This window comes from Halorubrum salinarum (genome assembly GCF_013267195.1).
In the GTDB taxonomy this organism is placed as follows: Archaea; Halobacteriota; Halobacteria; order Halobacteriales; family Haloferacaceae; genus Halorubrum; species Halorubrum salinarum.
On record NZ_CP053941.1, the window covers coordinates 777818 to 789869 of the forward strand.

The 12052-nt window shown below is 53.7% G+C and carries 10 protein-coding genes; 2 read left to right on the plus strand and 8 right to left on the minus strand.

Annotation, left to right across the window (positions count from 1 at the left end):
- Positions 1-170 precede the first annotated feature (170 nt).
- A complete protein-coding gene (locus HPS36_RS04000) occupies positions 171-1214 on the minus strand; it encodes a glycosyltransferase family 4 protein (RefSeq protein WP_173228594.1) in 1044 nt (347 codons plus the stop codon).
- A gap of 146 nt (positions 1215-1360) precedes the next feature.
- Between HPS36_RS04000 and HPS36_RS04005 the strand changes: the two genes are divergently transcribed.
- Entirely contained in the window at positions 1361-2893 is a 1533-nt protein-coding gene (locus tag HPS36_RS04005) for an alkaline phosphatase family protein (protein WP_173228595.1), read from the plus strand.
- A 131-nt stretch (positions 2894-3024) separates the two neighbouring features.
- Here HPS36_RS04005 and HPS36_RS04010 read toward each other — a convergent pair whose 3' ends face one another.
- The 7 genes from HPS36_RS04010 to HPS36_RS04040 form a co-directional block, all read right to left on the minus strand.
- Positions 3025-3234, minus strand: coding sequence for a hypothetical protein (locus tag HPS36_RS04010; RefSeq protein WP_173228596.1), 210 nt, complete (start codon positions 3232-3234; stop codon positions 3025-3027).
- Between the two features lie 39 nt (positions 3235-3273).
- On the minus strand, positions 3274-4203 hold the full coding sequence (locus HPS36_RS04015) for a polysaccharide deacetylase family protein (protein ID WP_173228597.1): 930 nt from the start codon (positions 4201-4203) through the stop codon (positions 3274-3276).
- The gene (locus tag HPS36_RS04020; protein ID WP_173228598.1) at positions 4203-5372 is read right to left on the minus strand and encodes a glycosyltransferase family 4 protein; all 1170 of its coding nucleotides are present in this window, start codon (positions 5370-5372) and stop codon (positions 4203-4205) included. Before HPS36_RS04020 ends, HPS36_RS04015 begins: the two co-directional genes overlap by 1 nt.
- The gene (locus tag HPS36_RS04025) at positions 5369-6706 is read right to left on the minus strand and encodes a sulfatase (protein WP_173228599.1); all 1338 of its coding nucleotides are present in this window, start codon (positions 6704-6706) and stop codon (positions 5369-5371) included. Before HPS36_RS04025 ends, HPS36_RS04020 begins: the two co-directional genes overlap by 4 nt.
- A 56-nt stretch (positions 6707-6762) precedes the next feature.
- Positions 6763-7929: a glycosyltransferase family 4 protein gene (locus HPS36_RS04030; RefSeq protein WP_173228600.1), complete on the minus strand. Its 1167-nt coding sequence runs from the start codon at positions 7927-7929 to the stop codon at positions 6763-6765.
- Between the two features lie 19 nt (positions 7930-7948).
- Positions 7949-8980 carry a DUF2304 family protein gene (locus tag HPS36_RS04035; RefSeq protein ID WP_173228601.1) on the minus strand — a complete coding sequence of 344 codons (1032 nt, stop codon included), beginning with the start codon at positions 8978-8980 and terminating at the stop codon, positions 7949-7951.
- Between the two features lie 1434 nt (positions 8981-10414).
- A complete protein-coding gene (locus tag HPS36_RS04040) occupies positions 10415-11386 on the minus strand; it encodes a phosphoadenosine phosphosulfate reductase family protein (RefSeq protein ID WP_173228602.1) in 972 nt (323 codons plus the stop codon).
- 145 nt (positions 11387-11531) lie between these two features.
- Here HPS36_RS04040 and HPS36_RS04045 point away from each other — a divergent pair, with 145 nt between their 5' ends.
- Positions 11532-11969: an NUDIX domain-containing protein gene (locus HPS36_RS04045; protein ID WP_173228603.1), complete on the plus strand. Its 438-nt coding sequence runs from the start codon at positions 11532-11534 to the stop codon at positions 11967-11969.
- The last annotated feature ends 83 nt before the right edge of the window (positions 11970-12052 follow it).

Below are 12052 nucleotides of genomic sequence, written 5' to 3' on the forward strand. Positions count from 1 at the left end.
CACCGCTGACGCGGTGCCTTTGTCCTCTTTGACTCCACAGCGACAGCTTGCCAATATCAACAATCTCCTACAGAAGCGCGTAACAAGAATTTGAGCAGGACGTACCACATACCATATATTACGGCAGTGTCAAATACATATGGCTTGCTAAGTGTACTAACACATATGTATTAAATGTCTTTAAAAAGGTCTACATACATATCACCTATTTTATTATTATTAAATGGATACACTTTTCTTCCAAGCAATTGTTCAAATGTGATTACTATCTCAACAAATTCAGACTCAGTTTGGAACGTATTCTTCGTAGCATAGGGGATATCCCCGACGTCCCGGGCAATAGGCGGAGTCCCACTGGCGATTGCTTCAAGAATCACACGAGGAAGTCCTTCTGTGAGAGATGGATGAATGAGAAAATCTGCCGCACGGTAGTACTGTGGTACATCATCGGGAGGAACGGATCCAACGACCGTAATATGATCCTTGTACTGACTTGGAATCGCTAATGATTCAGTCTGTTCTCCGATAAATACGAATTCAAGATCGCTTCGCCTGCGCAGAATCTTTGGAATAGTCCGTTCTAGCGTTTTTTTTCCTTTTCTTCGAGATATACGCCCAGCAAACAATCCAATATATCGATCAGTATCAAGATCAGCTGTTGGACCATCAGGTGAAAATTTCTCAGTATCTACGATTGGGGGAATTATCGAAATATCGTTTTCATCTACTCCTCGATTTTTGAGTCGTGTTCGTCCACTCGGCCCAAGCGCGATACAGTGATCGGCTAAATACAATGGAAACCTTCCGAGGAGATTATTTAATCCGAAATGCTGGAGTTTCTCTATTCCCGATGAAATCTTGTACTCGTAAAACCGATCTCCGCTGTATCGATATACGAAAGGAATAGAGTAGCGTCTAGCGAGGCTTCCAACGATTGTACCGTGGATCGGAGGACGCGTAATCTGAAAAAGTACATCTGGATTACGATTATGTATATAGGAACTTAGGGCCGATATTTCACCTCGAATAGAGGGTTTCTCAGTAGTTCCGTGGATTCCGTCGTACACCCCCCTGACTTCAGCTACAACCTCAGGTTCCGTTGTTACCAGATCAGGTGTGAGATTTTGAGAAAGGGCTTCACCGATATGCGAGGCGGCACGGACGATATTGAATGATGAAGCAGACCCAATGAAAACTCCAATAGTATCTCCCATCTTGTTCTTGAGATGATTACTCCCTTGTTACCTATAATCTTCTATTTACCGAACTAGTAATCAAGTCATTATAATAGGCATATCACGGTCTCTACAAAAGCGTCGTTCCAAAGCGCTTAAATTGTTAACTCAACCTATTGGATACAATGACAAACCCGAAGACGGTCGTCTTCGGTCTCGACGGCGCACATTTTGAACTGATCGAGCCTTGGCTAGAGGCCGGCCATCTCCCGAACATCAATAGTGTCATATCCACCGGTGTCACAGCAGATCTTCAGTCTGTACTTCCACCGGTGACGTCTCCCAACTGGAAAGCCTACCTGACTGGGAAAAATCCCGGTAAAATTGGTATCTACTGGTGGGAAAACATTGACACAAACGGGCAGAGAGTCTACTATCCGTCAGAACGAAAAAACGCGAACACCGAGTTCTGGGAGCTAATCGCCGAAAAAAAGCAAGCAGGTATCATCGGAACGCCAACGACGTATCCGCCGAGATCGGGAAACGGATTCGTCGTGGCAGGCGCACCCGACGGCAAAAACAATAATTACACATCGCCATCTGAACTCGAAAAACAGCTAGCGAACCAGTTCAATTACCAAGTGACGAAGAGTCACCGAATCAACGTAGATAGCGATAGCGCTGTCGATGAGATTCTCGACCTCATTGATCAGCGGTTCAAAGCGGCTAACTACCTGCTTTCCGAGTATGACGCTGATTTTCTCCAAGTAACGACCTTCTATCTGAATTCGCTCCATCACTTCCTGTGGGACAGCGAGCACACTCTTACTGGATGGCAGACCATCGACAAACATCTCGGAAACTATCTCGACGAGGGCCACAACATCGTATTGATGAGTGACCACGGGTCGACGCAGATTGAAACCGCTTTCAATGTGAACTCGTGGCTCGAATCTGAAGGCTATCTCACGCTTGATACGACCACGTCGGATCTATTACACCGCTTAGGCATCACTACTGACCGTCTCATCACCCTTGCGAGTACCTTCGGTGTTCAAAACGTTGCAGAACGCTTAGTACCCGAATGGATACTCAATTATGTTCCAGATGATTCTGGAGAGTTAACTCGCGAGAGCAAAACGGAGAATGTGGATTGGGAGGCAACGACTGTGATCGCGAGTGGGCAAGGTCCGGTATACCTGACTGTAGACCCATCAGAACCCAGATACATACAGTTACAGACTGAATTGAAAGAAAAGCTCGAATCGGTGACGGACCCGGCGGGCAGTTCCATCGCAAACGCAGTGTATCGAGGTAAAGAGATCTACGACGGTGCCTACATCGAGGAAGCGCCTGATCTAATCATCGACCAGCGGCCGGGTGTTCATATCACAGGTGGTATCGGGCGTGAGGAGATATTCACTGATCCGTCAGATGATGGTTGGCTCGCAGAAAACAAGCGGTCCGGTTTGTTTGCTGCGACCGGCCCAGATTTTTCAACTGGTGAAATAAAAGATCTATCTATTCTTGACCTCGCTCCGTCCTTTCTACATCTTCACAACTGTGAGGTCCCCAAAGATATGGATGGAGAGGTAAAACGGTCGATATTCGATTCGAACAGCGAAGCACGGAATCGACAGATCAGATATCGCGGGTCAGAGGGACAAGAAGCAGAACGAAAACGAATTAGGGAGGCTACTCAGACAATCGATTTATAGTTCTAATGTGAGTTGCGTCATAATATCGACTCTAGAAAACTCTCCACCGACTGGCTATCATCAGCGTTACTCAATCATCGGACTCTGATGTTGAGAATTCTACTTTACAACGGGACCAATCGTTATATTAGCTATTCGAGATAGCCTAAGTCCTCAAGTCTGTTGGTCACCGATTCGTCGTCGCTAACGTTTGTATCCGGTCGTTGTTTGGTCTGGGATTCTAATTCTTGAACGACAGTTTCGAGGATCTCTTTGCTATATTCCTCGGCCGATGTATACCCGTTGTCCGCTGCACGGCGAGAAAGTACCTCGTAGAGTTCCCGGTCGATGTCTAATTTCATACCACAAGTATTACCACGACAAGACAAATAGGTTGCTTTTCAGTTAGTGGTGGTATCTACGAGGTCAGTCATTCTTGAAATCTCAATTTCGCCCTGTTGTTGTCTCTCTTCAAGTTCCGTCAAGAATTCAGCCACGAGAGGAAATTGGATGTTATTCGAAATGTTGAACAGGTGACTCCATAAATGAGCGTAAGAATCCTTCTCGACAGCGCGTTCGAGCGTTTGAGAAAGATAACGACGGTGAATCCGTTTCCGGACACGACGTGGGATCATACGGAAAGCGGGGTGGGGAGATTTTTGACCGTTCTGGAGGTACGGCGCAGTTAGTGAGGTATTCATACTCGTATACGTTTCGAGGACGTTGTTCACCACCCCTGGCTTCTGAATTGGATGACTACGGGTCAAATAATAAGCAAAAGAAGAGATATTGGACTCTGGTGACTCCACCGCCGCGACACGTACACAATCGATTCCATTTTGATCCAGTATGGCTCGACTGGGGGGACTATGACGTGGAGGTACGATTGATGTCGGCGGTTGAAGGCTATGCTCCTGATGAATCTCGCTTGCCCGTTCGAGTTCCCAGTTGAGTATTTCGTCGGAAAAGTCCGCACACGGGATATGAGTATACGTATGGGTACAGATTTCGTGATCGACCGATGCGCTTCGAATACGATCCACTAAGCTCGGTGCATAATAGAGCGGATCCTCACTTGTTTCACCAATCTCTGAGGGCCACCAATCATCCGAATGAGGTGAGGGTTCGGCTCCATGTCCTGGAGAATTTAGTAGAAATCCAACAATATCAAAAGTTATTGGGATTCCAGTTCGGTCGCACAAATCCAAGAGACGGTCAAGTGTCCGAGATTCCACGGTACATTGCTCGGAGAACAGTTCTGATCCATATGCCTTGTCATGGAATCCCCACCCTAATTCGATCTCCAAACTGAGGGTTATCGTCGCTGTCATTAGGAATTCACTCTCCCTGTCGCGATTGCTATCACATCAAGAACACTCTCAGTGAACCGCTCGATCGAAAATTGATACGCGGTTTCCTCGTCTAGTTTATACTCACTACTCTCACCGATATCGAGAACTGTTTGCGGCATCGAAGAAAGATCGGTTAATTTCAATTTTGGATGATCAATCTCTGGGAGAATCCCAACGGGCGTTGAAACAACAGGTGTGTTGAGCGATAAAGCCTCGAACACAACGGTTGGATAGGCTTCTACAAGGGATGTAACAATTAGTACATCAGCAGCAAAAATGGTTCTGAGCGTTTCATCGTGAGGACGACGCCCGAGAAGTTCAACTCTGTCGTCAATATCGAACTCCAACACAGTTTCCTCAACGACCGATCGATACTCACCGTCACCAAGTACTACTAATTGATAGGATTCAGGGAGTTTTGAAAGGGTTTTGACTGCCTCGTCCGGTCTTTTCACGGGAACAAGTCGACATACTGAGACTACCAATAATTCTTGTGGAGAAATACCCAGTTCACGTCGGATTGACTCATTATTTGCCTCAGTAGCCTCTTTAACAACTGGCTCTTCAATAATTCCGTGGACGAGTTTAACAGTAGATCGCGACCATTTATCAACACGAGTACGGATACGGGGAGTTCGGCAAAGAACAACACTACCCATAAAAAACGAAAAAATCACAAACTCAAAGATATTACGGAAGTTAAGTGGGTGTAACTCGGTTCGCTCACTCGGTGAATATGCGACTAAATTCACAACCGGTATCCTATGGAGTAGTCCTACTATCTTAGCAGTAGGATGGAGTAAATGATTTGTTGAGTAGATCACGTCGTAGTCCGTCTTGGTGACCTCATATGCCAACCGAACTGTGATAAATAACAGGAACAATAACCGTCGAAATATTCCAATGATTGAATTTGGATGTCGGTGATCCGATGATGCTTGATAAAACCGACAAATTTTGACACCTTGGACAGTTTCTATTTTAGGTTCTCCAGAAGTTCGTGTCGTATGAACTGTGACTTGATGACCACGCTGAACACTCGATTTCGAAAAACTCCAATCCTCAAACGCACCTCCTGAGGTCTGTGGGTAGAAATCTTCAGCTAACAATAAGATATTCAGAGGTTCAAAAGAGTTTGACTCATTCATTTGTATCCAAGGGCTTCTAACCGTTCATCAACCTCAATGGCCTGTTCCATATTGTTCTCCTCTCGTGTTGTAGCTTCAACTGTAGACAGTCGAGATACACTGAAGTCTTTTAGTTGCTGTATAATTGCCCTAGACTCAGCTTCCTTCACACTCAGCAATTCTGCCTCGTATGGATCCGCCACGAGATCATACACCCCTTCGGAAACGATCTCCCCCGAATCGATCTCCCGCTCCAGTACCGCCTTCCATCGCTCGCCGCGAGCGGCAAAGCGCCTGATTCCCTCGTTTTCGTCTTCGCCGGTCGCACTTGCGAAGACGACACCCTCATCGTACACTAACTCCCCGTCTCTATTCACGAGTGGCTCCCTCGGCAACTCCGTCTCGGGCTCACCTGCGTATTCCAGTATCGTCGGAACGATATTCAGCGTGCTCACCGGGGTCGTCACCGTTTCACTCTCACGCTCACCCGGCAACGAAACGATCAGCGGAACGTGTAGCAACGACTCGTGAAGGTATCGAGGGTGCGTGTAGTAGCCGTGTTCGCCGAACGCATCCCCGTGGTCGGCTGTCACGACGATCAGACTCTCTTCGAGCAGCCCACGGTCGTCGAGCGCATCGAAAAGCGCGCGAAGCTGATCGTCTAGATATCGGATCTCCCCATCGTAGGCGTCGATCAACGACTGCCGCTCCTCGTCCGTGATCTCGTCGGAGCGATCGATCGTCTTCTGATAGAGCGTCTGCGCCTCGGCGTTCGACAGTTCACGGTCGGCGTACGTGTAGCCCGCGGGCGAATTGTACGGCCCGTGAGGATCCATGTAGTGGTTCCAGAGGAAGAAAGGCCGATCGTCGTCGAGCGAATCTAACCAGGAGAGCGACCGGTCGTTGATCTCCGCTGCTCGGGCGTGGTACTCTCCTTTGTTCAAGACGAACTTGTTCAGCGCTCGCTGAGCGAGCGCGACGAACCGATTCTGCCCGAGGACGAGATCGTCGTCGAAGGTATCGAATCCATTATCGTAGCCGTACGCACGGGAGACGTAGGGATTCGAGTGGAAGCCGGCGGTTCGGAACCCTGCCTCCGAAAGTCGGTCAGCGACCGTCTTCGGCACGTATCGGTACCCGTTCGCGGCGAACACGTCGGGATAGCGCCCGCTCAACAGCGCCGGGACAGCCTCCCGCGTGTGTGAACTCGCGGAGATCGCCGTTGTGAATTCGAGTTCTCGGTCCGCGAGTTCGTCGAGGAACGGACTCGTCTCTCGATCGTAGCCATGCGCTCCGAGGTGATCCGCACGGAGCGCGTCGATCGAGAGGAGAATGGTGTTCGGCCGATTAGTCATAGTGGAAACCCAGTCGATTCGTCCTACGTTCTCTCATCGTATTAGTTACTGTCATATCAGGTGTGTACACGCACTTGATCGTATACTGATGTCGCCTGTTCGCCGACACGGTCGAGACTGTACCGTTCGGCTTCCCCCTGATTTTCGTGCGCCAAAACCCTCTCGCCGTCTCGTTGCTCGTTCACTACGTCCATCATTGCCGTCGCAAACACCTCCGGATCGCTGGCATCGGCGAGTCGGTTCGGCTCCTCCGGTACCAGACGTCGAATGATGTCCAAGTCGTTCGCCACGACCGGTGTCCCTGTCGCCATCGCCTCCAACACGGCGATGCCGAACCCCTCCTGCCGCGAGGGCAACACGAAGACCGACGACTCGTGAAGCAGTGCCCGCTTCCGCTCTTCTGAGACAAAGCCCAGAAACGTCACGTGCTCCGAGATACCCAATTCGGCTGCCTGTCGCTCTAGTCGATCTCGTTCCGCTCCCGAACCAGCGATTCCCAATTGGACTGACGGGTCTGCCGCGGTGACGAGCGCCATCGCCTCCAGCAGTTGGTCGATGCCCTTTCGGTGAACGAGTCGCGAAACGACCACGAAGTCGAACGACTCCGCGCTCACGGTCGTGGGCGGCTCCAAGTACGTGTCGACGTCTAGCCCGTTCGGCACGACGTGTACCGGAATCGATGTTCCATACTCGCGTAGCGCTTCCTTCGTCTGCTCTCGCGGAACGATCACAGCCGCGTACAACCTGATACGCAAGAAGTTCTGGACGAGAAGCTGAATGACACCGACCGGGAGCGGGTACTTTTCGATCGCACTCCGGTCGTGATACTCGTGGACAAGCGCGACCACCGGCACGGTGAATAGTGGCCCGAGGAACGCGACGAGGCTCGGATGCGGCGTGTGGTTGTCGACGATGACATCAATATTGTCGCGGAACAATGTCGCGAGCAGGATCGGGAGCGACACGAGCGGAAACAGTGATCGAGCGAGGTAGAAGTGGAGGGTCGGGGCGCGTTGAAGGAAGTCCGGGACACACTTGACCGTCCGAATCCGGACTCCGTTGGAGACGCGCCGTTGCGGGAGTTCGGGATCAGTGCGACTGGCCACGACCTGGACATCCGCTCCCTTCTCGTGAAGGGTTGCTGCCTCCTCAAACAGCCGGCGATCGCCGCCACCGCCGTCCTCCGGGTCGGTGTTGTTTACGTACAACAGTGTCTGACTCATTCGTGACTGCTCCGGTCAGTTACCGAATCCATGTCGTAAGTACTGTCCGCGTCAGTCCGAGCGCGTACCCGAGCTGCGGTTTTTTTGTTTCACCGGCCTCGCGCTCCTGAATGACGATCGGAATCTCTTCGATTTGCATCCCGTTCTTCCGCGCTTCGATGATCAGCTCGGGCGCGCTGAATCGCTCTTCGGTGAGCGTTAGCTTCCCGATCTCTGACCCACGAATCGCACGGTAACCGTTCGTACAGTCGGTGATATCGGATTTCGTGAGACGGTTGATAAGCCACGTGAAGAATTTGATCCCCGACTTCCGGACGACACCGTTCCCGGACTGATCGATTCCGCGATACCGAGAGCCCATGACGTAATCGGCCTCGCCGTCGAGGACGGGTGCGACGAGGTTTTCGAGCTCGTCGACGGGATGTTGTCCGTCGGCGTCCATAGTGACAACGACTTCCGCGTTCTTCTCTTCGGCGACGAGAAAGCCCGTTCGGAGCGCCCCACCCTGGCCCTGATTGATAGGGTGTTCGGCGACGGTCGCGCCAGCCTCCGCGGCACGGGTCGCGGTGTCGTCGTCGGAACCGTCCGAGACGACGATCGCCTCAATGGGATAGCCACGAATGTGGTCCGGAAGCGCGTCGAGGACTGATTCAATACTGGCGGCCTCGTTGTATGCGGGTATCACGATCGCGATCGGATGATTGCCCCCATCTGTTCGTGGCTCGGTCATCGTCTCCGTAACGGACAAACTCCGCGAGAGATCCGAAATATCGCGCTGGGTGTCACGGAGCGTCGTGTACAGGTAAAGCACCATCACGATCAAAAAGAGGTTTCCAAACAGCGAGGTGGTGACGAAGCGGCTGTCGAGACTGAGGAGTGCCCCGACCGCGTCGTAAAACGCCGGTGCGATAGCGAACAAGAGGAAGCCGGTTCCGACGCCGACGCCGATAATAAGGTCTCGTTTCGCGAAGTGAGAGCGGTATCGTTCTCCCCCCCACATGATCGCGGCGAGCCCGCCGAATACGAACAATCCAGTCAGCGGTGCGTTCATAATCCCACCCCGAGACGGGGTGACCCGTGGAGCGCTTCTCCCCGTAGCACCGACTGAGTGTGAATTTCTGAGTTCATAAGTCTCCCCCCCGGTTGCTACCAGATGCCATTTGTTGGGTTAAGAACGCATTACGATGGTACCAACATAATTGTTTCCAAACCTAGTAGTCTATCGAGCCGAAATGTATTCCAACCCGTCATACACCTACAAACCCCATTTGTAACCCATTTTATGTCCGGATTATGCTGTTACAACTTCAGAGAGACGGCTCCGAGCCAACATTAGCAACAACCAGATAAGTGCTGTGCTGTCGGTTTACTGCCAAAGTCTAAGACTGAGACTGACAGAGCACAATAATGAAAGCCATCAGTCTCGCTGCCCGAAAAGGGCAGCGTCTCTGGCCCCCACGGAGAACCGCCCTAAGCCGATATCACCCATCGAGAACCGGACGGTTCTCGATTACTCGTCGACGCGGTTGAGGCGACGAACACGGAATCCACTCTTGTCGTCGGCTCGAACCGCCAACGCGTCCAGACCTACTTCGCGGACGGTTGCGACCGAAAACTCGACAGCACATACATCACCCACAAGCCGCAGCTCGGAACCGGCCACACTCTCCGCCGAGCCGAATCGCACGTCGGGGACTCGTTTGTCGTCCGCAACGGCGACCACATTATCAACCGCGCCACGACTGACGCCGTTTGGGAGCGCCACCGCCAAACTGGTGATCCGACCGTCGCAATCACCTACGCCGACCACCCGGACAAGTCCCGCGTCATCAACTTCGCCGCCGACGACCTCGGGGGGTCAAAAAATCCACTTCAGCCCGAGTGGGTCGCTACCGAGTACATCGACGTGAGCGTCTGCGCGTTTCCACCCGAGGTCGTCGCCGCACTCCGCGGGGCCGACTCACCACGATGAGTACGCTCACCGCCACGCTCTCCGAGTTACTCGCGGCCCGCCCAGTCCGCGTCGTCCGGTATCGCGACCAGTGGTTCGATGTCGCAGAACTGTGGGCCCCCGTCGGGATTAACCGCATGATCCTCACGAATACTCGGACCGACTCCCGCGACACGAGCACGGTCGCGCCATCGATCAGAGTTGCCGATACCGCCCTGCTCACTGCGCCCACCATTCACCCGAACGCGCCGATCCGGAGCGGCGTCACGAGCAGCGAAAGCGCTCAGATCGGGTCGATCGTCGTTATAAACAACCCACTCATCCTCGTGGGTAGGACCCTCAACCTCGGTGCTGTCGGGCGTCGTCGCCAATACGATCGTTACTGGCGGCACGAACACCGGAACGCTGGAAGACACAGTGATCACGATGTTCTCCTCGGTGGGCTCATCGGCGATAATGTGACGGTCAGGACTTACACTACGGTTCGACCTGGGCGATCATCGGCAACGAACCTATTAGTCGATCCCGTAGGTTTCACATATACCCGAGGTCGCGCAGGCGCTCCATCAGGTCTTCTTTGTCCTGGGCGCGGCCGGCGCGTTCGGTCGTGTCCTCGAGATTCTGGAGCCACGCTGGCTCCTCGGTCGTCTTCTCGGTCGAGACCTCGCTGCCGAGCGAGCGGAACCCGGCGAAGTACTTCGGCGAGATCGGGATGTCCTCCTGGGTAACCCCCTCGGGGAGGTCGTCGTCGGTCTGCGGGATGTACCCCTCGTCGGGGAACGCCTCCACCGTGTCCGGCACCACGAAGTTCCAGAACGCATTCCACACATCCTTTTCAGCGAACTGGAGGATGGGCTGGATGCGGTCGTGCGGCGGGAACAGGTCGGGGTCGTGGCGCGGCGAGAAGAACGTCTCGTCGGCGCGGGCCTCCTGCTCGTCCCAGCGGACGCCGGAGATGACGCCGTCGATGTCGTGCTCCTCCAAGGCGTCGTTGAGCGCGACCGTCTTCAGCAGGTGGTTGCCGACGTACGTGTCGAGCAGGAACGGGAACGTGTCCTCCTCGAACTCCAGGATCTCCCGGATGTGGTGCTGGTTGTGCTCCGAGAGCGCGTCGACGGGGATGTCGTCGCCCGGTTCGAGGCCGTGTTCCTCGACGTAAGCGCCCACGTCCTCGTTGCGGGCGTACACGAGGTCGATGTCCCACTCGTCGGCCCAGTGCTCGACGAAGTCGGTGATCGAATCGAAGTGCTGGAAGTGGTCGATGAACACGGCGGTCGGCTTCTCGTAGCCGTACTCCTCGGCGACCTGGTTGATGAAGTACAGCGTCAGCGTGGAGTCCTTCCCGCCGGTCCACATCACCGCGGGGTTGTCGTACTGTTCGAGCCCGCGGCGGGTGACCTCGACCGCCTTCTCGATCTTGTGCTGGATCGACGGGTAGTCGTCCGGAGTTTCCCCCTCGCCGTCGGTGTAATCGACGTCGACGCTCGCCGGGAAGTCGTCGGGCATATAAATTGACATGTAGTTGTTGTTAAAAGGATATTTCGGTTCGAACTCGGGCAACAGAGATCGTAGATTCCGCTCCGAGACGCAACTCGCATCAGAACACGTGCCGGCCCATAGATTTATTGTTAATTAAACATCAGTTGCGGCAATGACCGACGAACTGCTCCGCGCGACGGTGAGTGTTCGCGGCGTCATCCTCGACCCCCGTGGGCAGAATCTCATCCTCCAGCGCGCGACCGACGGGGAGTGGGAGCTACCTGGGGGACGGCTCGCCCCCGGAGAGCCAGTCCGTCGCGGCCTCCGCCGAGAGATAACCGAAGAGACGGGGATCTCCGTCGAGATTCACACGCCCGTAGCGACAAATGCGTGGGTTAATGACGACGAAGAGGGCCGGTTTGCCGTCCACTACAAGTGTTACACCTCTCAGCGAACCATCGATATTAGCGACGAGCACGTCGACTCGGCGTGGATGCTTCCCGAGCGTGCGCGTCGCGTCCTGAACGAGCCGCAGACCGCGGCCGTCCAAGCGGTCTCGAACCGACCGGCGACTGGCCAGCCCGCCGACCAGTCACTGTCGCAGGACTGACGCTCGGCGACCTCACGGACGCGCGGTGGGTTCGGGGTCCGTCGTACCGCCGTTCCGGTCAGGGGGCGATGTCGCCGGAACAC